Here is a 23718-nt window from a genome sequence, read left to right as displayed (position 1 = left end):
CCTGGCGGATACACCTGCGGAGGGACCGATTGGGCCGCGGCGAGAAGGGCTCGGCGAGAAGGGCTCGGCGAGAAGGGCGGCGGCGAGGGCCGGCAGGCGAGAAGGGCAGAGAAGGCCGGCGCGGCGAGAAGAACGGCGCGTCGCTTAACGTGTTTGCGCGGGCAGTCCCCTGGGTAAAAGCTATAATTGCGAAACCTCTATGGAAGGATTGCCCACAGATGTTCGAGAAGTTCACTGACAAGGCCCGCAAGGTGATGAGCCTCGCCCAGGACGAGGCGCGTAACCTCGGGCAGATGTACGTTGGCACGGAGCACCTGCTCCTGGCCCTTATTAAGGAGGGCGAGGGCGTGGCGGCCCAGGCGCTCGCCAAACTCGACGTGACCTACGACGAGACCCTCGCCACCATCCGCGCCATCACCGAGGGGGACGGCGAGCCCGTTCCCGGCGGCCACATCCCCTTCACGCCGCGCGCCAAGCGCGTGCTCGAGGGGGCCTACCGCGAGACCATGACCCACGGCCAGACCTACATTGCCACGGAGCACCTGCTCCTGGGCATCGTCGCCGAGGGCAACGGCCGCGCCATGGACGCGCTGCGCCAGATGGGCGTCTCGGGCGACGCCGTCCGCAACGCCGTGAACGAGCTCGCCGGCAAGAGCTCCGAGTCCGCCCAGCAGCCCGCCACCGCGGACGTGCGCATGGCGGGCTTTGGTGGCCCCGGCCCGCAGCAGCAGGGCGAGGAGGGCTCCGTCCTGGAGCAGTACGGCCGCAACCTCACCAAGCTCGCCGCCGACGGCAAGCTCGACCCCGTCATCGGCCGCGACCGCGAGATCGAGCGCGTCATGCAGGTCCTCGCGCGCCGACAGAAGAACAACCCGCTCATCCTGGGAGACCCGGGCGTGGGCAAGACGGCCATCGTGGAGGGCCTGGCGCAGCTCATCGCCTCGGGCAACGTGCCGGACATCCTGCGCGGCAAGCAGATCTGGACGCTCGACCTCGCGAGCCTCGTCGCCGGCTCGAAGTACCGCGGCGAGTTTGAGGAGCGCATGAAGAAGGTCGTGCGCGAGCTCGAGGAGTCCGAGAACGACATCCTCTTCATCGACGAGATCCACACCGTCATCGGTGCCGGCTCGGCCGAGGGCTCCATCGACGCCGCCTCCATCCTCAAGCCGCCCCTCTCGCGCGGCGAGATCCAGGTCATTGGCGCCACCACGGCCGAGGAGTTCCGCAAGCACGTGGAGAAGGACTCCGCCTTTGAGCGCCGCTTCCAGCCGGTCAACATCGGCGAGCCCAGCCCCGAGGACACCCTCAAGATCATCGACGGCCTCAAGGACCGCTACGAGAAGCACCACAACGTCCGCTACACCGACGCCGCCATCCAGGCCGCCGTCACGCTCTCGAGCCGCTACGTGCAGGACCGCTTTCTCCCGGACAAGGCCATCGACGTGCTCGACGAGGCGGGCGCCCGCACGCGCGTCCACAAGATGACGCTTCCGCCCGAGATCGCCCAGACCGACGCCGACCTCGCGCGCGTCCGCGAGGAGAAGTCCGCCGCCGCGGCCGCCCAGGAGTTTGAGGAGGCCGCCCGCCTGCGCGACGAGGAGAAGGCCCTCGTGGCCCGCCGCGACGAGCTCGAGGCCAAGTGGCGCGAGGAGCTCGCCGCCAACGTGGTCACGGTGGACGAGCAGGACATCGCCGACGTGGTCTCGTCCATGACCGGCGTGCCCGTCTCGAGCCTCACCGAGGCCGAGGCCTCCAAGCTCCTGCGCTGCGAGGACGTGCTCCACGAGCGCGTCGTGGGCCAGGACGAGGCCGTGACCAAGGTGGCCAAGGCCATCCGCCGCAGCCGTTCCCCGCTCAAGGACCCGCGCCGCCCCGGCGGCTCGTTCATCTTCCTCGGCCCCTCCGGCGTGGGCAAGACCGAGCTCGCCAAGGCGCTCGCCGAGTTCCTCTTTGGCAGCGAGGAGGCGCTCATCAGCTTTGACATGTCCGAGTTCATGGAGAAGCACACCGTCTCCAAGCTCGTCGGCGCGCCTCCGGGATACGTGGGCTACGACGAGGGCGGCGAGCTCACCAAGGCAGTCCGTCGGCGCCCGTACTCCGTCGTGCTCTTCGACGAGGTGGAGAAGGCCCACCCCGACGTCTTCAACGTCCTGCTCCAGATCCTGGAGGAGGGCCGCCTCACGGACGGCCAGGGCCGCCACGTGGACTTCTCCAACACCGTCATCATCATGACGTCCAACATCGGCGCGCGCGACATCGCGCAGACCACCACCATGGGCTTCTCGGCCCAGGGTGCCTCGGGCCTCTCCGACAATGAGATCACGAGCCGCGTGATGGCCGAGCTCAAGAAGCACTTCCGCCCGGAGTTTTTGAACCGCGTTGACGAGGTCGTGGTCTTCAAGTCCCTCACGGCCGAGCAGCTGCGCGGCATCGTGGAGCTCATGGTTGCCGACCTCCGCGACCGCCTCATCGCCCAGGGCATGTCCATCGAGCTCACGGATGCCGCGCGCGACCTCGTGGCCAAGGAGGGCGCCGACCCGGTCTACGGTGCCCGTCCGCTGCGTCGCGCGATTCAAACCCTCATTGAGGACCCGCTCTCCGAGGAGCTGCTGCAGAACCTCTGGCGCCGCGGCGAGATCATTCGCGTGGACGAGAAGGACGGAAAGCTCGTCTTTGAGCACGCGACCGGCGAGATTCCAGCGCCGCGCCGCCGCGAGAGCATGGTCTCTCCGGACTTCTCGGCCCTGCCCGAGCCCTCCCGCGGGGCTGCCGGCGCAGGTGGCCTGCTGAGCGCGGGAGAGTAGCTTCGCCCGCGCCCCGCCCGAGGGGCAATGCCCGCCGCGAGTTCCGCAGCCCGGCACCGAGCCAAAGGCCTGGGCCCGGCGCTCGGACAGTCCTCGGCGCAGAGGACGCGCCTGCGGAACTCGCGGCGGACCCAGGACTTCGGCTCGGCGCCGGGCGAGGACTGTTCGAGCGCCGGGCATTGCCCCTCGGGCGGGGCGCTGCCCGCGCTATACTCAGACAAGACCGCAGACGCACGAGAGGGGCGCAGGTGAACGGCACTCAGTTTGAGAGCGGCGCAGGCGATCGCGAGCAGCGCTTCGAGGACGCCATCAGAAAGACGGCGCCGGGTACCCCCCTGCGCACGGCGCTCGACATGATCCTCGCCGGCCACCTGGGCGCGCTCATCTGCGTCGGCGACACCGAGAACGTCCTCGCCGCCGGGGACGACGGCTTCAAGCTGGACGTCTCGTTCACCGCAAACCGCCTCTTCGAGCTCTGCAAGATGGACGGCGCCGTGGTGGTCGACCGCGACCTCACCAAGATCCTGCGCGCCAACTACCACCTCAACCCCGACCCGTCGCTCCCCACCTCCGAGACGGGCACGCGCCACCGCACCGCCGCGCGCATGAGCCTGCTCACCAGGGCGACGGTCATCTCGGTCTCGTCTCGCCGCTCCGTCGTGAACGTCTACGTTGACGGGAAGGGCTACGAGCTCAAGAGCCTGACCGCGCTCTTCTCGCTGGTAAACCAGCTCATCGTGGCCATGCAGAACACGCGCTCCCAGCTTGACCGCAGCCTCCTGCGCCTCACGAGCCTCGAGCTGGACAACGTGGTCACCCTGGGCGACCTCACCAGCATCTTCTACCTCTTCGAGGTGCTCATGACCGCCGGCGACGAGCTCGACGACTGCATCGTCCAGCTCGGCAGCGAGGGCCGCACCACGCAGATGCAGCGCGAGGAGTACCTTGCGGGCATGGACGAGGCCTACACGCTCATGATTCGCGACTACGCCGTGGACTCCTCCGAGGAGACGGCGCGCGCCATCCGCAAGCGCCTCCACGACACCGTGAACACCCAGCTGCGCTCCGCCAAGTTTGTGGCCAAGCTGCTCGGCTACACCGACGAGCGCGGCGAGGACTCCATCATGACCCCGCTCGGCCTGCGCACGCTCTCGCGCGTCTCCGTGGTGCGCGACGGCATGGCCGACAAGATCGTGGACGAGTACGGCTCGCTCCAGGAGGTGCTCGAGGCCGTGGACGACGACCCCTCGCGCCTCGGCGAGATCGGCGTCAAGAACCCCGGCGTGCTCGCCAACAGCCTGCATCGCATGTGGGACAGGGGCGAGTGATGGGCGCGCCCGCCACGTGCCCGCACGCCTGCACCGAGCGCACGGGCGTGCAGGCCGTTTCCGCGGACACCTGCGCCGTCATCGTTGCCGGCGGCTCCGGCGAGCGCTTTGGCGACCCACGCAGCAAGCAGTTCGTGGAGCTCTGTGGGCTTCCCCTCATGTGCTGGTCGATCATGGCGTTTGACCGCGCGCCCTCGGTGGCGCGGATCGTGGTGGTGTGCGCGCCGGACCGCGCAGCGGAGGTCGAGAAGGACGTGCTCTCGCGGCTCTCCCTCGCAAAGCCCGTCGTGCTTGCGGCGTCTGGTGCCACGCGGCAGGACTCCGTGCGCTCGGGGCTCGAGGAGGTTCCGCGCGACCTGGACTTTGTTGCCGTGCACGACGCGGCGCGCCCGCTCGTGGAGACCGAGCAGATCGAGGCGTGCATAGCCGCCGTGCGCGAGGACCGGGCGCTCGCGGGCGCCATTCTCGCCGCGCGCTCCATCGACACGCTCAAGCTCGTTGAGGGCGAGACGATCATCGCGACGCCGGACCGCAGCTTCTACTGGGCGGCGCAGACCCCGCAGGTCTTTCGCACGCCGCGTCTCGTTGCCGCCCACAGGAGCGCCGTTCGCGACGGCTATCAGGGCACCGACGACGCCTCCCTGGTGGAGCGTCTGGGCGGTCGCGTACGGGTGGTGGAGTCCACGCGCGACAACATCAAGATCACGCTGCCCGAGGACCTCGCCATCGCCGAGGCCACGCTCATGACAAAGGTGACAGGGTAGATTGTCATCATGTGTTTCATGATGACAATCTACCCTGTCACCTTTGTCACGTCACCTTTGTCATCAAGGGGGAGCCGATATGCTGCGCATTGGACATGGCTTTGACGTGCACGCGTTTGCCGAGGGGCGGCGCCTGGTGCTGGGCGGCGTTGACGTGCCGTGCGAGCGCGGCCTTGCGGGCCACTCGGACGCGGACGTCCTTGCCCACGCCCTCATGGACGCGCTTCTCGGCGCCATGCGCGCGGGCGACATCGGCAAGCTCTTCCCGGACACCGACCCCGCCTACGAGGGCGCGGACTCCCTCGTGCTCATGTCCCACGTGGCAAAGCTGGCGCGCGAGCGGGGCTTTGCCATCCAGGACGTGGACTGCACCGTGGCCGCGCAGGCGCCCAAGCTCGCCCCGTACCGCGAGCAGATGCGCGAGCGGATGGCCGCCGCGCTGGGCGTGCCCGTCGAGCACGTGGGCGTGAAGGCAACCACCACGGAGCGGCTCGGCTTTGTGGGCCGCGAGGAGGGAATGGCCGCCTGGGCCGTGGCCCTTCTCGACGACGGACGGTAGTCCTTCTCGGCGCCCGTGTTTTGTGGACGCGGGTCGACGCCTTGGTCCCGCAAAACGTCGCTGCGCGTCCCCGCTGCGGATGCGTGGACCCCGCCCGACACTTTCCCGCCAAAATACGTCGCCGCGCGTCCCCATATGCTGCGCGCGGAGTGTGTCCGGCCCACGCGCTATACTGGCAAGACCATCCAACCGGACACCCAAGGAGCGAAGATGCTCGTCTATAACAGCCAGACGCACAAGAAGGAGGAGCTTGTCCCCATCGAGGAGGGCAAGATTCGCATGTACGTCTGTGGCCCCACCGTCTACGACCAGATTCACATCGGCAACGCGCGCACGTTCCTTGCCTTTGACGTGATTCGTCGCTACCTCATGTACAAGGGCTACCAGGTCACCTTTGCCCAGAACCTCACCGACGTGGACGACAAGATCATCAACCGCGCCAACGAGACCGGGCGCAGCGCCGCCGAGGTCGCCGAGGAGTGCTCCAACGCCTTCATCGAGCAGATGCACCGCTTTGGCGTGCTGGACCCGGACATCCGCCCGCGCGCCACGCACGAGATCGAGGCCATGCAGGAGATGATCTCCCAGCTCATCGAGCGTGGCCATGCCTATCCCGTGCCCTCCGGCGACGTCTACTTCTCCGTGCGCTCCGACCACAGCTACGGCATCCTCTCCGGTCGTGACCTCGACCAGATGCGCGCCGGCGAGCGCGTGGAGGTCAATGACGAGAAGCGCGACCCCTTTGACTTTGCCCTCTGGAAGGCGGCCAAGCCCGGCGAGCCCAGCTGGCCCTCCCCGTGGGGTGACGGCCGTCCCGGCTGGCACACCGAGTGCTGCGCGATGATCCACCGCTACCTGGGCACCCCGATCGACATCCACGGCGGCGGCGCCGACCTCATCTTCCCGCACCACGAGAACGAGACCGCCCAGGCCATGTGCGCCTGGGACGCCGCGCTCGCCAACACCTGGATGCACACCGGCATGCTGCGCGTGGACGGCGAGAAGATGTCCAAGAGCCTCGGCAACTTCTACACGCTCAAGGAGGTGCTCGACAAGTACCCCGCCGACGCCGTGCGCCTGCTCATGCTGCAGACTCACTATCGCGCGCCGCTGGACTTCTCCTTTGAGCGCCTGGAGGGCGTTGCCGGCACGCTCGAGCGCCTGGAGACCTGCGCTCGCAACCTGCGCTGGGCGGCCGAGCGCTCCCCGCAGGACGGCGAGCTCAACGACGCCGATCGCACCCTCGGGGCGCAGATCGACGCCGCGCGCGAGGAGTTCTGCCGTCAGATGGACGACGACTTCAACACCGCCGGCGGCCTTGCGGCGATCTTCTCGCTGGTGACGGCCTGCAACACGTATCTCGCGGAGGCTGCTGACGACACCTCCACGGCTGTCTGCCTTCGCGCCGCCGACATGCTCTGTGAGCTCGCGGGGGTCATGGGCATCACGCTGTCGCGCTCGACCGGCGAGGATGACCTCCCGGCGGGTCTCGTGGACCTCGCGCGCGAGCAGGCTGGATACGAGGGCTCGTCTGCCGTCGAGGCGGCCGAGGCCCTTCTCGCCGCGCGTCAGGCCGCGCGCGCCCAGAAGAACTGGGGCGTCGCGGACGCCATCCGCGACGGCATCACCGCGCTCGGCCTCGTGGTCGAGGACACCGCCGCCGGCGCCCGCCTGCACCGCAAGGAGTAGCGCGCCATGGCAAAGAACCAGTCACGCACGCCGGGCCGCGACGTCCGGGGCGGCAAGGGCAAGGGCGGCCGTCCCTTCCGTCCGGCCCAGGGCAAGGGGCCGCACGGCGAGAAGGGCCGCGGTTCCCGTCCGGTCCCGGGCGCGGCGCGCCGCGGGCCGCAGCAGCGCGACCGCGGCGACCTCGTCGAGGGGCGCCGCGCCGTCGAGGAGGCGCTGGCCTGCGGGATGCCGCTGCGCTCGGCGCTCGTGCAGGAGCGCTCCGGCGAGCGCGACCAGGCGCTCGAGAAGATCGTCGCCCGGCTCGACGAGGCTGGCGTCCCCGTCGAGCGCGTGCCGCGCGCCCGCCTGGACGCGCTCTCCAGCCACGGCGCCCACCAGGGCGTCGTCGTGCGCACGCGACCCTTTGCCTACGCCGAGCTCGCGGACGTGATCGCGGCGGCAGGGGAGGGCCCGGCGCTCATCGTCGTGCTCGACCACGTGACTGACCAGGGCAACTTCGGTGCCATCGTGCGTACGGCCGAGGTCGTGGGCGCGGCCGGCGTGATCGTGGCCAAGGCCCGGGCCGCCTCGGTGGGCGTGGGCGCGTACAAGACCTCCGCCGGCGCCGTCATGCACCTGCCCATCGCGCAGGTCCCCAACCTCGCACGCGCGATCGACGAGCTCAAGGCCGCCGGCTTCTGGGCCTGCGCGGCCACCGAGCACGCAACCGAGGACGTCTGGCACGCCCCCATGGGCGGGCGCCTGGCGCTCGTGATGGGCTCGGAGGGCGAGGGCATCTCGCGCCTGGTGGCCGAGAAGTGCGACTTCTCCTGTCGTCTGCCGCAGCGCGGGCGCGTGGAGTCGCTTAACGTGGCCCAGGCCACGACCGTGCTCTGCTACGAGTGGCTGCGGCGCGTCGAGTGTGGCGGCGAGGCCGATGCCTAGGGCGGCCGCCCCGCGCGAGCTGCTCGTGGTGGACGGCTACAACGTCATCTACAAGTCCGTCCGCTACCTCGCCCGCATGGACGAGACCGCCGACGGCGACCCCTTCGAGCAGGCGCGCGAGCTGCTGATCGCCGACGTCGCCGCCTACGCCAAGGGCCGCTACGAGCCCGTGATCGTCTTCGACGCGGCGGGAAACGTCTCGCCGGAGCGGCCGGACCTCTCCAAGGCCGGCGTGCGCCTGGTCTTCTCGCCCGCCGGCGAGTCCGCCGATACCGTGATCGAGCGCCTCGTCACCGAGGCGCGCCTCGCCCCGCAGGCCGTGACGGTGGTCACCTCGGACAACACCATCAGGGCTACGGTGGGCGGCATCCCGGTGACGCGCATCTCGAGCGACGTGCTCGTGACCAACATGGACGCACTCGACGTGGAGTACCGCCAGGCCAACGCCGAGCGCCAGACCCAGCACATGCGCCTCGAGGACCGAATCGACCCGGCGGCCCGCGAGAAGCTCTGGCGCCTCCTGCGCGGCTAGCCTCCAAAACGCGCCTGCCCCCTTTTCGCAGGCGGTGGGGTGAGGGTTCGGCTATCATGTACTGACGCACGCCGGCATGGCTCAATGGCAGAGCAACGGTTTTGTAAACCGTGGGTTGGGGGTTCGACTCCCTCTGCCGGCTCCAGGGGCTCAGGGGCCGCGACTTCACGGTCGCGGCCCATATCCTTAGAGGGGGGGCGGGATGGCAGACGATTTCAGCGAGTGGGCGTCAGATGCCCCGCTGCGAACGCCGGACGGGTTCTCTGAAGCTGTCACGGCGGCTGGGGTGGCCGTCTCAGCCATAGAGCGCAACGAGATGCTTTCGTACGCGTCCAAGACGTTCGTCGGGGTGCATGAGCCGCTGCAGAGGCGCATCCTCGACGGCTACCAGAGCGCAAAGCGGCTGCAGCTGCTCGGGATGGCGGGCTATGTGATCGTTGCGTTGGTGGCGCTCGGCATCGTGCTGGCGCTGCCGCTTGAGATGGCGGCGGATCTTCGGGCGACCGTATGGGCCGCGATTGCCGCCCTTGCCTTCATCGTCTTCATCCCGATGTGGATTCTGCTCTGCAATCACGTGTTCGTTCCGGATTGGAACACCTACGCAACGTGGTACCGCCGTCGCGATCGCAAGGGCCTCGGCTTTGCCGACCTTTACGAGTTGCTTGGCATGACGTATCCGCTCGCACGTGGCTGACGGGCAAGCAGCAACTACGCTGACCTGCGGATGTGTGCACCTCGTGAGTATGGATACGCCCGGTCACGGGGTATATGTTGACAAGATTTTTCCCGCGTCGTAATCTATCTCCCGCTTGCAGGGGAGAACGCGCCCTGCGGGTGGCTGAAAACGGAATGGGGATGTGGCACAGCGGCAACTGCGGCGGACTGTAAATCCGCTCCCTCTGGGTTCCTTGGTTCGAGTCCAAGCATCCCCACCATTCGCCCGTGTAGCTCAGTCGGTAGAGCACTTCGTTGGTAACGAAGAGGTCACCGGTTCAAATCCGGTCGCGGGCTCCATTTCCGCCTTTCAGTCGCAAGGCACCATGCCGGTGTAGCTCAGCTGGTTAGAGCACGCGGCTCATACCCGCGATGTCACAGGTTCGAATCCCGTCACCGGTACCAGAGTTCTTAGCGGCGCCTCGGCGCCGCTTGGCATAAGAACGCAGTAGTTAGAGGATTGGCCGCAAGGCCGGTTCCAAAAGGAGGATGGCACATGGCCAAGGAGAAGTTCGATCGTTCCAAGCCGCACGTAAACATCGGTACGATTGGTCACGTCGACCACGGCAAGACCACCACGACCGCGGCCATCACCAAGGTTCTCTCTGAGACCGAGGGCTGCAAGGCCGACTACACCGCCTTCGAGAACATCGACAAGGCTCCCGAGGAGCGTCAGCGCGGCATCACCATCAACGTTGCCCACATCGAGTACGAGACCTGGGAGCGCCACTACGCTCACGTTGACTGCCCGGGCCACGCCGACTACATCAAGAACATGATTTCCGGCGCTGCTCAGATGGATGGCGCCATCCTCGTCATCGCCGCCACCGACGGCCCCATGGCCCAGACCCGCGAGCACATCCTTCTCGCCCGTCAGGTCGGCGTCCCCTACATCATCGTCTTCCTGAACAAGTGCGACATGGTTGACGACGAGGAGCTCATCGACCTCGTTGAGATGGAGACCCGTGACCTCCTCTCCGAGTACGGCTTCCCCGGAGACGACCTCCCCATCATCCGTGGCTCCGGCCTCGGCGCCCTCAACGGCGAGCAGAAGTGGGTCGACTCCATCATCGAGCTCATGCACGCTGTCGACGAGTACATCCCGACCCCGCCGCGTGACAACGACAAGCCGTTCCTCATGGCCATCGAGGACGTCATGACCATCTCCGGCCGCGGCACCGTTGCCACCGGTCGTGTTGAGCGCGGCATGCTCAAGCTCAACGACCCCGTCGAGATCGTAGGCATCCGCGAGAAGCAGACCTCCGTTGCCACCGGCATCGAGATGTTCCGCAAGACCATGGACATGTGCGAGGCTGGCGACAACGTCGGCATCCTGCTCCGTGGCATCAAGCGCGAGGACATCGAGCGCGGCCAGGTCATCTGCAAGCCCGGCTCCGTCACCCCGCACTCCGAGTTCACTGGCGAGATCTACGTTCTCACCAAGGAGGAGGGCGGCCGTCACACGCCGTTCTTCGCCGGCTACCGCCCGCAGTTCTACTTCCGCACCACGGACATCACCGGTGACATCTCCGAGCTCACCGACACCAACGGCACCAAGGTTGAGATGGCTATGCCTGGCGACCACGTGACCGTCAAGTGCAAGCTCATCCACTCCATCGCGATGGAGCAAGGCGACAAGTTCGCCATCCGTGAGGGCGGCCACACCGTCGGCGACGGCCGTGTCTCCACGATCATCGAGTAGCTTCTAGCTAAGCGACTCTTTCGGGCCCGGCACAATGTGTCGGGCCCGTTTTCTATGGCCGGTGATGACGGGGGTGACTGATGGCAAAGGTGACAGGGTAGATTGTCACCATGGGTTCTATGGTGACAATCTACCCTGTCACCTTTGCCATCAGTCACCCCCGTCATCACCGGCCCGGTCAGTGTGCTTTTTGTGAGAGCGGCACCATCGTTCTTCTCGACTTGACAGACGCAAGTGATGGATGGTATCGTTTGCCACCGCGACACGTTCGAGGGAAACTCCCTCCAACGAGAAGTATTTCAGGAGGATCTGATTCATGCGTACTCTGGTTACCCTCGCGTGCACTGAGTGCAAGCGCCGCAATTACACCACGGACAAGAACAAGGCCAACAACCCCGACCGCATGGAGTTGAAGAAGTACTGCCCGTGGTGCAAGAAGCACACCGTCCACAGGGAGACCCGCTAACTGGTGGGTTTTCATCACAGGCCAGTAGCTCCAATGGTAGAGCGGCGGTCTCCAAAACCGTTTGTTGAGGGTTCGAGTCCTTCCTGGCCTGCCAGATTTCACCACCGGCTATCCTCTCGGGGTTAGCCGGTTTCCATGTAACGGATACTTTTAGGGAGCTAAGGGATGGCGAACAAGGACCGGAACAAGAGGAGCGTCCGCAAGGCCCGCGCCGAGGAGCGTGCGCGCGTCGAGGCCGCTCAGGCCGCCTCTGTCACTCCCGAGCAGAAGGCCGCCCTCGAGAAGAGGGCCGCCAAGGACGCCAAGCTCGCCGCCAAGCAGGAGGCCAAGGCCGAGAAGAAGGACACGAAGCCTGGCTTCTTCCGCCGCATTGGCAACTACCTCGGTGACGTCCGCTCCGAGATGCGCCGCGTGGTCTGGCCCTCCAAGGACGAGCTCCGCACGTATTCCGTTGCCATCGTCGCCATGCTCATCGTCTTTGGCGTGGTGATCTGGCTCGTTGACTCCGGTATCGTTGCCGCCCTCGTGGGCTTCACGGGTCTTAGGGGGTAGACATGGCTAAGCGCTGGTACGTCATCCACACCTACTCTGGTTACGAGAACAAGGTCAAGACCGATCTCGAGCACCGCATCGAGATGATGGGCATGCAGGACCAGATCGTCGACATCCAGATCCCCACCGAGGAGGTCACGGAGATCAAGGACGGCGGCAAGCGGGAGACCAAGGAGTCCAAGGTCCTTCCCAGCTACGTTCTCGTGCGCATGGAGGGCAACGACGACACGTGGTCCTTCGTCCGCAACACCCCCGGCGTCACGGGCTTTGTGGGTCCCGACGGCAAGCCGTCGCCCCTGCGCCGCAGCGAGTTCGACAAGATCATGCGTCGCACCGGCGCCCGCGGCACCACGCCCGTGGTCCCCAAGCGCACCTCCACCAACATCGAGGTCGGCCAGTCCGTCAAGGTCCTCTCCGGCCCGCTCGCGGACTTCGACGGCATCGTCTCCGAGGTCAACGCCGAGTCCGGCAAGATCAAGGTCATGCTCATGATCTTTGGTCGCGAGACCTCCGTTGAGCTCGGCCTCGACCAGGTTTCCGTCATCGCATAGAGGGAGATTCCGCCTGCCCGAATCGGTGAGGATTGCTTCTCGGGCGGCGCATCGATAGTACGCACGCAACGCTCTCAAGGAGAACACCATGGCCAAGAAGAAGGTCGTCAACTTCATTAAGCTCCAGATTCCGGCGGGCGCCGCCAACCCCGCGCCTCCCGTCGGCCCCGCCCTCGGTGCCGCCCAGGTCAACATCATGCAGTTCTGCCAGGCCTTCAACGCCGCCACGCAGGACAAGGCCGGCGACATCATCCCCGTCGAGATCTCGGTCTACGAGGACCGCAGCTTCGACTTCGTCTGCAAGACCCCGCCCGCGGCCCAGCTCATCAAGAAGGAGCTCGGCCTCAAGAGCGGCTCCGGCGTGCCCCAGCGCGACAAGGTCGGTCAGCTCACCCAGGAGCAGCTCACTAAGATCGCTGAGATCAAGATGCCGGACCTCAACGCTAACGACATCGAGGCCGCCAAGAAGATCGTCGCCGGCACCGCCCGCTCCATGGGCGTCACCATCGCCGAGTAACGTGTATCGATGTTACGAGGGGACAGTCCCTTCGTAACATTCAAGAACATGTTGCGAAGGGACTGTCCCCTCGTAACATCGACGTGGGAGGGCGAGAAGCCCGATGACCACAGGAGGTACGTAGCATGCCTAAGCACGGAAAGAACTACAAGGCCGCCGCCGCCAAGGTCGACAGCACCAAGCTCTACTCGCCGAAGGAGGCCATGGAGCTCGCCAAGGAACTGGCTCCCGCCAAGTTTGACGAGACCGTCGAGGTCGCCGTCCGCCTGGGTGTTGACACCCGCAAGGCCGACCAGAACGTCCGCGGCTCCATCTCCCTGCCACACGGCACCGGCAAGACCGTCCGCGTCGCCGTCTTTGCCGAGGGCGAGAAGGCCCGCGAGGCCGAGGCCGCTGGCGCTGACGTGATCGGCTCCGATGACCTCGTGGCCCAGATTCAGGCCGGCGAGCTCAACTTTGACGCCGCCATCGCCACCCCCAACATGATGGGGAAGGTCGGCCGTCTTGGTAAGATCCTCGGCCCCCGTGGCCTCATGCCCAACCCCAAGCTCGGCACCGTCACCATGGACGTCGCCAAGATGGTCGGCGAGCTCAAGGCCGGTCGCGTTGAGTACCGCGCCGACCGTTACGGCATCTGCCACGTCCCGATGGGCAAGGTGTCCTTCGACACCCAGAAGCTCGTCGAGAACTACGGCGCGCTCATCAACGAGCTGCTCCGCGTGAAGCCGTCCAGCGCCAAGGGCAAGTACGTCAAGTCCGTCGTCATCTCCACCACGATGGGCCCCGGCATCAAGGTCGACTCCTCCAAGACCCGCAACCTTATGGAGGAGTAGTACTTCTCGCTTCATAATTGAAGAAACGCTTGACGGGCGTCTCGCTGCGTGGGAGAATGACTAACGCGCGAGACGCCCGTCTCGTGTGAAGGAAACATCGCACGTCCGCTGCCAAAGACAGCCGGTGCCGCAAGGCTCAAAGGGGAAACCCGCCTGCCGAGGTGGTCTCAGAGATTGCATCTTCGAGGACCCCGCTTTGGCTGCGCCAAGCGGGGTCTTCTCATGCGGAAGGCCCGCCAGCGTTGGCGGCTCGTGCCCGACCGCATATCAAGGAGGTGTAACAACATGCCATCCAAGTCCAATGTGGAGATGCTGGAAAAGGTCGCAGGCTCCCTCGAGGCTTCCAACGGCGTCTTTGTGGTCGACTACCGCGGTCTCTCCGTCAAGGAGACCCAGGAGGTCCGTCGCGCCCTGCGCGAGGCCGGCGCCGAGATGAAGGTGTACAAGAACAACATCGTCAAGATCGCGCTCGAGAACGCCGGTCTGCCGAACATCGACGAGATGCTCGCCGGCACCTGCGCCTACGTCTTCTACGAGAAGGACGCCGTTGACGCCGCCAAGGTGATCAAGGAGCAGTCCGAGAAGCTCAAGAAGATGGACTTCGTCGGCGCCATCGCCGACGGCGTCGCCCTCAGCGCCGAGGAGGCCAAGGCCTACGCTGACCTGCCCAACCGCGAGCAGCTTATGGCCCAGATCGCCGGCCTCATCAACGGCTTTGCCCGCGACATCGCCGTGTGCGTCAAGGAGGTCCCCGCTGGCCTCGCCCGCACCGTCAACGCTGTCTCCGAGCAGAAGCAGGCTGCCTAGCAGCAACGCGCGGCCCCGGCCGCACACCCTGGGGCACCCGCCCCGCAGACAGAAGCAAATCGCGCATCCGCGCGAGACCGAAAGGAAACAGAAATGGCTAAGCTTACCACCGAGGAGATCATTGACGCCCTCAAGGAGATGACCCTTCTCGAGGCCTCCGAGCTCGTTCACGCTATCGAGGACACCTTCGGCGTCTCCGCCGCCGCCCCCGTGGCCGCCGTTGCCGCCGCTCCGGTTGCCGCCGCCGCCGAGGAGGAGGAGAAGACCAACTTCGACGTCGTGCTCGAGGGCTTCGGCGACAACAAGATCGCCGTCATCAAGGTCGTCCGCGCTCTGACCAACCTCGGCCTCAAGGAGGCCAAGGAGGTCGTCGAGGGTGCCCCCAAGGCCGTCCTCGAGGGCGCCAAGAAGGAGGACGCCGAGGCCGCCAAGAAGCAGCTCGAGGAGGCCGGCGCCACCGTCACCCTCAAGTAAGTTCGCTTACTGGGTCACGCTCAACGCGCACTTTCAAGGGGTCGGACCTGCGGGTCCGGCCCCTTTTGCGTCCGGCGCCACCTTTTCGTGCGCTTCTCGTGCGTGCGGCAGGTGTATTCCCCGGCGAGAGGGACAGCAGGTGTATTCCCCGGGTACGACAAAAGCGCGTCAGGTGTATGCCAGCACGACAGAATGCCGCTAGGTGTATCCGCGCCGGAATACACCTGGCGAATGCACCTAGGCGACGGTCGGGGATTCCCCGTGCGGGCGCACGGCACGCGGCGCACACCGAACCTTCACAAGCACGTTCTTCTCGCTAAAGCATTTGCGCAGGTAGATTGTGAGAGCGGGAATTCATACTCGAAAACGGCGGTCAAGTCAAGGCTTTTCATTGACCGCCAGGATGGCTTTCGGTAGATTATTACGTTGCGACAATTGCCGCCTTCCACCCTTTTGAAGGAGGAAAAGCCTGGTGTCTACCGCAAAGACTGCTCTTACCAAACCACAAGGCACGACCGGACGCAAGACCTTTAGCAAGATTGCCCCGGCAATGGAGCTCCCGAACCTGATCTCGGTTCAGAAGGAGTCCTTCGAGCACTTCATGGGCGAGGGGCTCGCCGAGTCCTTCTCCGAGTTCTCTCCCATCGAGAACTCCGCCCACACGATGCAGGTGGTCTTTGGGGACCACCAGTTTGGCGACCCGGCGCACACCATCGCCGAGTGCCGCGCCAAGGACATCTCCTACCAGGCCCCGCTCTTTGTTGACGTCCGCTTTGTGAACACCGAGACGGGCGAGATGAAGGAGCAGCTCGTCTTCATGGGCGACTTCCCGCTCATGACCGACCGCGGCACCTTCATCATCAACGGCACCGAGCGCGTGGTCGTCTCGCAGCTCGTCCGCTCGCCCGGCGTCTACTTCTCCTCCGAGATGGACAACGGCGTGCGCGTGCACAAGGCGCAGTTCATCCCCGCGCGCGGCGCGTGGCTCGAGTTTGAGGTCGACAAGCGCGGCCACCTCGTGGTCTCCATCGACCGCAAGCGCCGCCAGTCCGCGATCGTGTTCCTGCGCGCCCTCGGCATCGCCGAGACCGACGACGAGGTCTACGCCCTTCTCGGCGACTCCGACATCGTGCGCAACACCCTCGAACGCGACGCCTCCACCACCCGCGAGGCGGCCCTCAAGGAGATCTACCAGCGCCAGCGCCCCGGCGAGCCCGCCACGGCGGACGCCGGCCGCCTGCTCCTCGATGGTCTCTACTTCAACGAGCTGCGCTATGACCTCGCGCGCGTTGGCCGCTACAAGGTCAACAAGAAGCTCGAGCTCGGCGACGAGCCCACGAGCCGCGTGCTCACGCACCAGGACATCATCGAGGCCATCCGCTACCTCCTCGCCCTCCACGCGGGTGACGAGACCAAGCGCGTCGACGACATCGACCACTTTGGCAACCGTCGCGTCCGCACCGTGGGCGAGCTCGTCCAGAACCAGTTCCGCATTGGCATGAGCCGCATGGAGCGCGTCGTCCGCGAGCGCATGGCCTCTCAGGACGCCGACGACATCACGCCGCAGAGCCTCATCAACATCCGCCCGATCGTGGCGGCCATCAAGGAGTTCTTCGGCTCCTCGCAGCTCTCGCAGTTCATGGACCAGGCCAACCCGCTTGCCGGCCTCACGCACAAGCGCCGTCTCTCCGCGCTCGGCCCGGGTGGCCTCGCCGGCCACAAGTCCGGCTCCAGCCGCCGCACCAACGTGCCGACGGCCGTCCGCGACGTCCACAACTCGCACTACTCCCGCATGTGCCCGATCGAGACCCCCGAGGGTCCCAACATCGGCCTCATCGGCTCGCTCGCGCTCTACGCCCACGTCAACGAGTACGGCTTCATTGAGTCCCCGTACCGTCGCGTGGTTGACGGCAAGGTCACCGACCAGATCGACTGGATGACCGCCGACGAGGAGGAGACGCACAACATCGCCCCCGCCAACACGCCGTTTGACCCCAAGACGGGCAAGTTCATCGAGCTCGACCACAACGGCGAGATCACGCACCCGGAGCGCATCATCGCCCGTACGCGCGACTTCGACGGCTCCTTCGGCGCTCCCGCCCAGGTTGCCGTTGAGGACGTCGACTACATGGACGTCTCGCCGCGCCAGCTGCTCTCCGTGGCCGCCAACCTCATCCCGTTCCTCGAGCACGACGACGCCAAGCGTACCCTCATGGGCGCCAACATGCAGCGTCAGGCCGTGCCCCTGATCAAGGCGCACGCGCCGTTCGTGGGCACCGGCATGGAGGAGCGCGCCGCGCTCGACTCCGGCGAGCTCATCCGCGCCGCGCACGCCGGCACCGTCTCTGAGGTCGACGCCGCCCACGTGGTCGTCTACTCCGACGAGTACGGCTCCGAGCGCTATGACCTGCCCAAGTACGAGCGCTCCAACCAGTCCACCTGCATCAACCACCGCCCGATCGTTCACGCGGGCGACAAGGTCGAGGCTGGCCAGCCGCTCGCCGACGGCACCTCCATCGATCACTCCGAGCTCGCCCTCGGCGCCAACCTCACGGTTGCCTACATGCCGTGGGAGGGCTTCAACTACGAGGACGGCATCATCGTCTCCGAGCGCGTGGTGCAGGAGGACCTCCTCACCTCGGTGAGCATCTCCCGCCACGAGATCGACGCTCGCGACACCAAGCTCGGTCCCGAGGAGATCACCCGCGAGATACCCAACCTCTCCGAGGACATGCTCGCCAACCTTGACGACGACGGCATCATCCGCATCGGCGCCGAGGTCGGCCCTGGCGACATCCTCGTCGGCAAGGTCACGCCCAAGGGCGAGACGGCCCTCACGGCCGAGGAGCGCCTGCTGCGCGCCATCTTCGGCGCCAAGGCGCACGACGTCCGCGACACCTCCCTCAAGATGCCGCACGGCGCCTACGGCCGCGTCGTTGACGTGGTCCGCTTTAGCCGCGAGGCCGGCGACGACCTCCCGCCGGGAGTCAACGAGCTCGTCCGCGTCTTCGTGGCCCAGCGCCGCAAGATCCAGCAGGGCGACAAGATCGCCGGTCGTCACGGCAACAAGGGCGTCGTCTGCAACGTCCTGCCCGTCGAGGACATGCCCTACATGGCTGACGGCACGCCCGTCGACGTCCTTCTCGACCCGCTGGGCGTCCCCTCCCGTATGAACGTGGGCCAGCTCCTGGAGTGCCACCTCGGCTGGGGTGCCTCCCACGGCTGGGACGACGAGTCCGAGAACTCCGACCGCTACGTGCCCGGCCCCATCCCCGTGGCCACGCCCGTCTTTGACGGCGCCACGGACGAGGAGGTCGCGGAGGTCCTGCGCCGCACCAACATCAACCTCATGAACAAGGCCAAGATCGAGTACGGCGAGCACATGCGCGAGGAGTTTGTGCCGCAGCTCAACAGCCTCGGCAAGACCACGCTCTACGACGGCCGCACCGGCGAGCCCTTCAAGAGCCAGATCACCGTGGGCACGAGCTACATCCTGAAGCTCGGCCACATGGTGGACGACAAGATCCACGCGCGCTCGACCGGCCCCTACAGCCTCGTCACGCAGCAGCCCCTGGGCGGCAAGGCACAGTTTGGCGGCCAGCGCTTCGGCGAGATGGAGGTCTGGGCCCTCTACGCCTACGGCGCGGCCAACGTCCTCCAGGAGATCCTCACGGTCAAGTCCGACGACACCAACGGCCGCGTGAAGACCTACGAGTCCATCGTCAAGGGCGAGAACGTCCCGGCGGCGGGCATCCCCGAGTCCTTCAAGGTCCTCGTCAAGGAGATTCGCTCCCTCGCCCTCGACATCGAGCCGATCTCCTACAAGAAGCGCGCCGAGCGCACCGAGCAGGAGCAGCACGACGTGGCCGAGAGCGCCATTGACGTCTTCGCCAATATGGCCGATGACGCCGAGGCGCCCGCCGAGCCCGCAAACGACCTCGAGACGGCCCTCGTGGGTGACGCGACGAGCGATAAGGAGTAGCGACTGTGGCTGATTTCGACACCACTGACTTCGACGCGATCAAGATCTCGCTTGCCTCTGCCGACCGCATCCGCAGCTGGTCGCACGGTGAGGTCAAGAAGCCCGAGACCATCAACTACCGTACCCTCAAGCCCGAGAAGGACGGCCTCTTCTGCGAGAAGATCTTTGGCCCCACCAAGGACTGGGAGTGCGCCTGCGGCAAGTATAAGGGCATCCGCTTCCGCGGCATCGTCTGCGAGCGCTGCGGCGTTGAGGTGACCACCGCCAAGGTGCGCCGCGAGCGCATGGGCCACATCGAGCTCGCCGCGCCCGTGAGCCACATCTGGTACTTCAAGAGCCCCACGAGCTTCCCGCTGGCCCGCCTGCTCGACATCAAGAGCAAGGACCTCGAGAAGGTCCTGTACTTCGCGAGCTACATCATCACCAAGGTTGACTCCGAGGCCCGCGAGGCCGACGCCGTCGACCTCAAGGAGGAGCTTGACGCCGACCTCGAGGAGCTCGACGCCGAGCGCGACGACCAGATCGCCCGCCTGCGCGAGCAGGGCGAGGACTCCGGCGAGGAGTTCGGCGACCTCGAGCCCCTCTCCGAGGACGAGATCCGTGCCGGCATCGCCGACCTCGAGGCCGAGTACGAGGACGAGAAGCGCCTGCGCACCGAGGCCTACGAGAAGTTCATGCAGCTCGAGGAGCGCGAGCTCATCTCCGACGAGGGGCTCTTCTCTGAGCTCAAGCGCTACTACGGCATCTACTTCAAGGGCGGCATGGGCGCCGAGGCCGTGCGCGAGCTGCTGCGCGGCATCGACCTCGAGGCCGAGGCCAAGGAGCTTCGCGAGGTCATCGCCTCCGACACCGCCCAGAAGCAGAAGCGCGAGAAGGCCATCAAGCGCCTGGAGATCGTCGACGCCTTCCTCAAGGGCGGCAACGACCCGGCCAACATGATCCTCGACGTCATCCCGGTCATCCCGCCCGACCTGCGCCCGATGGTGCAGCTCGACGGCGGTCGCTTTGCGGCGTCCGACCTCAACGACCTCTACCGTCGCGTGATCAACCGCAACAACCGCCTCAAGCGCCTGCTCGACCTCGACGCCCCGGCGATCATCGTCAACAACGAGAAGCGCATGCTCCAGGAGTCCGTGGACGCGCTCTTTGACAACGGCCGTCGCGGTCGTCCCGTCACCGGTCGTGGCGGTCGCCCGCTGAAGTCGCTCGCCGAGGCCCTCAAGGGTAAGCAGGGCCGCTTCCGCCAGAACCTGCTCGGCAAGCGCGTCGACTACTCCGGCCGCTCGGTCATCGTCGTCGACCCCACGCTCAAGCTGCACCAGTGCGGCCTGCCCTCGCAGATGGCGCTCGAGCTCTTCAAGCCGTTCGTGATGCGCCGCCTCGTCGAGCTCGGCAAGGTCGAGAACATCAAGGGCGCCAAGCGCGCCATCGACCGCCAGCTCCCGGCCGTCTGGGACGTGCTCGAGGAGGTCATCCAGGATCGCCTGGTCCTTCTCAACCGCGCACCTACGCTGCACCGTCTCTCCATCCAGGCCTTTGAGCCGGTTCTGGTTGAGGGCAAGGCCATCCACCTGCACCCGCTCGTGTGTGCCCCCTTCAACGCCGACTTCGACGGCGACCAGATGTCCGTGCACGTGCCGCTCTCCACGCAGGCCCAGACCGAGGCCCGCGTCCTCATGCTGTCGGCCAACAACCTGCGCTCTCCCGCGTCGGGCAAGGTGCTCACGGTGCCGTCCCAGGACATGGTCTTCGGTGCGTACTTCCTCACCACCGAGAAGACCGTGGAGGGCGCCGAGATGCCCGTCTTTGCCGACTTTGACGACGCGCTTCTCGCCATCGACATGAATCACGAGCTCGACATCCAGCAGCGCGTGGTCGTGCGCGTGTCCGCCGCCGACGCCAACGTCGTCGAGGGCGACCGCAGGGTCTTCCGCATCCTGGCCGCCAAGGGCGAGTACGAGGACCTCGACGTCACCGAGCGCAGCGCGCGCTTTGAGACCACCATCGGCCGCATCATCTTCAACCGCCAGTGCCTGCCCGCCGACTACCCCTTCATCAACTACAAGATGGTGAAGAGCGACATCGGCGCGCTGGTCAACGACTGCTGCGACCGCTACACCACCGCCGAGGTCGAGCCGATCCTCGACGCCATCAAGTCCACGGGCTTCCACTACGCCACCCTCGCGGGCCTTACGGTCTCCGTCTGGGACGCCACGATCCCCGAGGACAAGCCCCAGCTGCTCGAGGAGGCGCAGGAGCGCGTCGACGAGATCAACGAGTACTACGAGGACGGCTTCCTCTCCGAGCTAGAGCGTCACACCGAGGTCGTCAACGCGTGGACCGAGTGCACCGACCTTCTCGCCACCGAGATGCTCGCGGGCTTTGCCGAGGACAACCCCATCTACATGATGGCCGATTCCGGTGCCCGTGGCTCCAAGACGCAGCTTCGTCAGCTCGCCGGCATGCGTGGCCTCATGGCCGACATGTCCGGCGACACGATCGACCTTCCCATTAAGGCCAACTTCCGCGAGGGCCTCGAGCCGCTGGAGTACTTCATCTCCACCTACGGCGCCCGTAAGGGCCTCGTCGACACGGCCTCCCACACGTCCGACTCCGGCTACCTGACCCGTCGTCTCGTTGACGTGGCCCAGGACGTCATCGTCCGCGAGGAGGACTGCGGCACCGACGAGGGCGTTACCTACCCGCTCATCAAGCCGGGCCAGACCTCTGTGGACACCGACCTCATCGGTCGCTGCGCCCTGAACGACATCTGCGACCCCGAGACCGGCGAGGTCCTTATCGCCAAGGACGCCTACGTGGAGTCCAAGGCCGACCTTGAGATGCTCGTCGAGCACGGCCTCAAGAAGGTCGAGCTCCGCGCCCTTCTCACCTGCAAGTCCAAGTACGGCGTCTGCCAGAAGTGCTACGGCTGGGACCTCTCCACCCGTCGTCCGGTCAACATCGGCACGGCCGTGGGCATCATCGCCGCCCAGTCCATCGGCGAGCCGGGCACCCAGCTCACGATGCGCACGATTCACTCCGGCGGCGTCGCTGGCGCCGACGACATCACGCAGGGCCTCCCCACGGTCGCCCGCATGTTCGACGTCGTTGGCAACGTCAACGAGAAGATCCTCGGTCGAGAGGCCGACCTCGCGCCGGTCTCCGGACTGCTCCGCATCACGCCCGAGCAGGCCGAGTACCTCCTGCGCATCGTTGACCCCGAGGACCAGACCCGCACCATCGAGGAGTGGCGCGTCCCCGCGTCCGTGCGCTTCATGCCGGGCGTCGAGGACGGCGTCGAGGTCCGTGCCGGCGACCAGATCACCCGCGGCTTTGTCAACTTCCGCAAGCTGCGCCGCCTCACCGACATCGAGTCGACGATGCACACCTTCGTCGAGTCGGTCAAGGACGTCTACACCTCCCAGGGCGTTGACCTCAACGACAAGCACATCGAGGTCATCGCACGCCAGATGCTGCGCCGCGTCCAGGTGACCAACCCGGGTGACTCCCAGTACCTCCTCGGCCAGTACGTCGACCGCTACGTCTTTGCCGACACCGTTCGCAACGTGGCGCTCGCCGGCGGCACCCCGCCCGAGGCCGAGCCGGTCATTCTCGGCACCCTCAAGGTGGCCAGCTCCATCGACTCCTGGCTCTCCAGCGCGTCGTTCATCCGCACCGCCGGCGTCCTCACCGAGGCCGCCATCGAGGGCGACGTCGACCACCTGCTCGACCTCAAGTCCAACGTCATCGTGGGCAAGCAGATTCCGGCTGGCACGGGCCTCTCCGCGTACCAGGACGTGAACCTCACCTATCACGGCACCAAGATCGACGGCCCCACCTCGCCTCTGGCCAAGAGCCTGCCCGAGTGGGCGCCCGACGAGCTCAAGGGCATCGAGGAGCAGCTTCCCAAGCAGCTCGACTGGGTTGGCGACGACTACGGCTTTGGCGGCGTGTACTCCAAGAACGGCCGCACGCTCTCCAGCGAGGACGCCAAGCTCTATCTCTTTGACGACCTCGGCGTCTCGCAGCGCTGGACCAACAAGTTCAGCGAGGTGGGCATCGAGACCGTGGGCGACCTCATCGGCAAGACCGAGGACGACCTCCTGCGCATCGACGGCATCGGTGCCAAGGCAATCGAGGAGCTTCGCGACGGCCTTGAGGCCCGCGGCCTGCTCTACATCCTCGAGCCCGAGAACGACGAGGCTGACAGCGAGGATCTCTCCCAGCTGCTCAACATGGTCTTCTCGCCGGATGCCGACGCCGACATCATGCTCGGTACCGCCGCGCCGGCCACGCACCACTTTGATGATGACGAGCTCATCGGCGGCTCCGACACCGTCTCCAACGACTCCGACATCATCAACGAGGACCTTGGGTCCCTCGACGACCTCCTCTCCCAGGTGGTCCGCCAGGAGACCGAGGACTAGCGCTCGGATCATACGCGCCTAACGGGCCGGGGCCCCCCGCCCCCCCCCCCCGGGGGGGGGGGGGGGGGTGGGGTGGGGGGGGGGGGGGTCGTG

The 23718-nt window shown here is 66.4% G+C and carries 18 protein-coding genes and 5 tRNA genes; all 23 read left to right on the top strand.

Annotation, left to right across the window (positions count from 1 at the left end; all coding sequences use genetic code 11):
- Positions 1-218 precede the first annotated feature (218 nt).
- The 23 genes from QUW25_RS08050 to QUW25_RS07940 all read left to right on the top strand — a co-directional run bounded on the left by QUW25_RS08050 (position 219) and on the right by QUW25_RS07940 (position 23625).
- Entirely contained in the window at positions 219-2804 is a 2586-nt protein-coding gene (locus tag QUW25_RS08050) for an ATP-dependent Clp protease ATP-binding subunit (protein ID WP_289511692.1), read from the top strand.
- 248 nt (positions 2805-3052) lie between these two features.
- Positions 3053-4132 (top strand): DNA integrity scanning diadenylate cyclase DisA, encoded by a 1080-nt coding sequence (gene disA / locus QUW25_RS08045; RefSeq protein WP_289511691.1) that lies wholly within the window; start codon positions 3053-3055, stop codon positions 4130-4132.
- Positions 4132-4896, top strand: coding sequence for a 2-C-methyl-D-erythritol 4-phosphate cytidylyltransferase (ispD, locus tag QUW25_RS08040; RefSeq protein ID WP_289511690.1), 765 nt, complete (start codon positions 4132-4134; stop codon positions 4894-4896). Before disA ends, ispD begins: the two co-directional genes overlap by 1 nt.
- A gap of 79 nt (positions 4897-4975) precedes the next feature.
- Positions 4976-5455 (top strand): 2-C-methyl-D-erythritol 2,4-cyclodiphosphate synthase, encoded by a 480-nt coding sequence (gene ispF, locus QUW25_RS08035; protein ID WP_289511689.1) that lies wholly within the window; start codon positions 4976-4978, stop codon positions 5453-5455.
- 210 nt (positions 5456-5665) lie between these two features.
- Positions 5666-7144, top strand: coding sequence for a cysteine--tRNA ligase (cysS, locus tag QUW25_RS08030; RefSeq protein WP_289511688.1), 1479 nt, complete (start codon positions 5666-5668; stop codon positions 7142-7144).
- Positions 7145-7150: 6 nt separating this feature from the next.
- Entirely contained in the window at positions 7151-8068 is a 918-nt protein-coding gene (rlmB, locus tag QUW25_RS08025) for a 23S rRNA (guanosine(2251)-2'-O)-methyltransferase RlmB (protein ID WP_289511687.1), read from the top strand.
- Positions 8061-8600: an NYN domain-containing protein gene (locus QUW25_RS08020; RefSeq protein ID WP_289511686.1), complete on the top strand. Its 540-nt coding sequence runs from the start codon at positions 8061-8063 to the stop codon at positions 8598-8600. The genes rlmB and QUW25_RS08020 overlap by 8 nt, the downstream gene beginning before the upstream one ends.
- Before the next feature lie 70 nt (positions 8601-8670).
- Positions 8671-8745 (top strand) — tRNA-Thr (locus QUW25_RS08015).
- 57 nt (positions 8746-8802) lie between these two features.
- Positions 8803-9294 carry a hypothetical protein gene (locus QUW25_RS08010; protein ID WP_289511685.1) on the top strand — a complete coding sequence of 164 codons (492 nt, stop codon included), beginning with the start codon at positions 8803-8805 and terminating at the stop codon, positions 9292-9294.
- Between the two features lie 157 nt (positions 9295-9451).
- Positions 9452-9535: transfer RNA gene (locus QUW25_RS08005), tRNA-Tyr, on the top strand.
- 3 nt (positions 9536-9538) lie between these two features.
- Positions 9539-9614 (top strand) — tRNA-Thr (locus QUW25_RS08000).
- 28 nt (positions 9615-9642) lie between these two features.
- Positions 9643-9719, top strand: a tRNA-Met gene (locus tag QUW25_RS07995).
- 91 nt (positions 9720-9810) lie between these two features.
- Entirely contained in the window at positions 9811-11016 is a 1206-nt protein-coding gene (gene tuf / locus QUW25_RS07990; RefSeq protein ID WP_289511684.1) for an elongation factor Tu, read from the top strand.
- 316 nt (positions 11017-11332) lie between these two features.
- On the top strand, positions 11333-11482 hold the full coding sequence (rpmG, locus tag QUW25_RS07985; RefSeq protein ID WP_289511683.1) for a 50S ribosomal protein L33: 150 nt from the start codon (positions 11333-11335) through the stop codon (positions 11480-11482).
- Positions 11483-11500: 18 nt separating this feature from the next.
- A tRNA-Trp gene (locus QUW25_RS07980) sits at positions 11501-11576 on the top strand.
- A gap of 71 nt (positions 11577-11647) precedes the next feature.
- Positions 11648-12034, top strand: a complete 387-nt coding sequence (secE, locus tag QUW25_RS07975) for a preprotein translocase subunit SecE (RefSeq protein ID WP_289511682.1) — start codon at positions 11648-11650, stop codon at positions 12032-12034.
- Between the two features lie 2 nt (positions 12035-12036).
- Positions 12037-12585 (top strand): transcription termination/antitermination protein NusG, encoded by a 549-nt coding sequence (gene nusG / locus QUW25_RS07970; RefSeq protein ID WP_289511681.1) that lies wholly within the window; start codon positions 12037-12039, stop codon positions 12583-12585.
- Between the two features lie 88 nt (positions 12586-12673).
- Complete coding sequence (gene rplK / locus QUW25_RS07965; protein ID WP_289511680.1) at positions 12674-13102, top strand: 50S ribosomal protein L11; 429 nt, start codon at positions 12674-12676, stop codon at positions 13100-13102.
- Between the two features lie 125 nt (positions 13103-13227).
- Positions 13228-13935, top strand: coding sequence for a 50S ribosomal protein L1 (rplA, locus tag QUW25_RS07960; RefSeq protein WP_289511679.1), 708 nt, complete (start codon positions 13228-13230; stop codon positions 13933-13935).
- Between the two features lie 285 nt (positions 13936-14220).
- Positions 14221-14742, top strand: coding sequence for a 50S ribosomal protein L10 (gene rplJ, locus QUW25_RS07955; protein ID WP_289511678.1), 522 nt, complete (start codon positions 14221-14223; stop codon positions 14740-14742).
- Between the two features lie 93 nt (positions 14743-14835).
- Positions 14836-15216, top strand: coding sequence for a 50S ribosomal protein L7/L12 (gene rplL, locus QUW25_RS07950; RefSeq protein ID WP_289511677.1), 381 nt, complete (start codon positions 14836-14838; stop codon positions 15214-15216).
- A 550-nt stretch (positions 15217-15766) separates the two neighbouring features.
- Complete coding sequence (rpoB, locus tag QUW25_RS07945) at positions 15767-19198, top strand: DNA-directed RNA polymerase subunit beta (protein ID WP_436317684.1); 3432 nt, start codon at positions 15767-15769, stop codon at positions 19196-19198.
- Between the two features lie 5 nt (positions 19199-19203).
- The gene (locus tag QUW25_RS07940; RefSeq protein WP_289511675.1) at positions 19204-23625 is read left to right on the top strand and encodes a DNA-directed RNA polymerase subunit beta'; all 4422 of its coding nucleotides are present in this window, start codon (positions 19204-19206) and stop codon (positions 23623-23625) included.
- Positions 23626-23718: the final 93 nt, after the last annotated feature.

Origin of the sequence: Thermophilibacter provencensis (assembly GCF_030372065.1) — a bacterium.
GTDB classification, from domain to species: domain Bacteria; phylum Actinomycetota; class Coriobacteriia; order Coriobacteriales; family Atopobiaceae; genus Thermophilibacter; species Thermophilibacter provencensis_A.
This window is presented reverse-complemented; position numbering and strand designations above follow the sequence as displayed.

Excerpts from the sequence above, each read along its gene's own strand:
- QUW25_RS08050 (WP_289511692.1), top strand. The coding sequence starts at position 219 with ATGTTCGAGAAGTTCACTGACAAGGCCCGCAAGGTGATGAGCCTCGCC.
- ispD (WP_289511690.1), top strand. The coding sequence starts at position 4,132 with ATGGGCGCGCCCGCCACGTGCCCGCACGCCTGCACCGAGCGCACGGGC.
- ispF (WP_289511689.1), top strand. The coding sequence starts at position 4,976 with ATGCTGCGCATTGGACATGGCTTTGACGTGCACGCGTTTGCCGAGGGG.
- cysS (WP_289511688.1), top strand. The coding sequence starts at position 5,666 with ATGCTCGTCTATAACAGCCAGACGCACAAGAAGGAGGAGCTTGTCCCC.
- rlmB (WP_289511687.1), top strand. The coding sequence starts at position 7,151 with ATGGCAAAGAACCAGTCACGCACGCCGGGCCGCGACGTCCGGGGCGGC.
- QUW25_RS08020 (WP_289511686.1), top strand. The coding sequence starts at position 8,061 with ATGCCTAGGGCGGCCGCCCCGCGCGAGCTGCTCGTGGTGGACGGCTAC.
- QUW25_RS08010 (WP_289511685.1), top strand. The coding sequence starts at position 8,803 with ATGGCAGACGATTTCAGCGAGTGGGCGTCAGATGCCCCGCTGCGAACG.
- tuf (WP_289511684.1), top strand. The coding sequence starts at position 9,811 with ATGGCCAAGGAGAAGTTCGATCGTTCCAAGCCGCACGTAAACATCGGT.
- rpmG (WP_289511683.1), top strand. The coding sequence starts at position 11,333 with ATGCGTACTCTGGTTACCCTCGCGTGCACTGAGTGCAAGCGCCGCAAT.
- secE (WP_289511682.1), top strand. The coding sequence starts at position 11,648 with ATGGCGAACAAGGACCGGAACAAGAGGAGCGTCCGCAAGGCCCGCGCC.
- nusG (WP_289511681.1), top strand. The coding sequence starts at position 12,037 with ATGGCTAAGCGCTGGTACGTCATCCACACCTACTCTGGTTACGAGAAC.
- rplK (WP_289511680.1), top strand. The coding sequence starts at position 12,674 with ATGGCCAAGAAGAAGGTCGTCAACTTCATTAAGCTCCAGATTCCGGCG.
- rplA (WP_289511679.1), top strand. The coding sequence starts at position 13,228 with ATGCCTAAGCACGGAAAGAACTACAAGGCCGCCGCCGCCAAGGTCGAC.
- rplJ (WP_289511678.1), top strand. The coding sequence starts at position 14,221 with ATGCCATCCAAGTCCAATGTGGAGATGCTGGAAAAGGTCGCAGGCTCC.
- rplL (WP_289511677.1), top strand. The coding sequence starts at position 14,836 with ATGGCTAAGCTTACCACCGAGGAGATCATTGACGCCCTCAAGGAGATG.
- rpoB (WP_436317684.1), top strand. The coding sequence starts at position 15,767 with ATGGAGCTCCCGAACCTGATCTCGGTTCAGAAGGAGTCCTTCGAGCAC.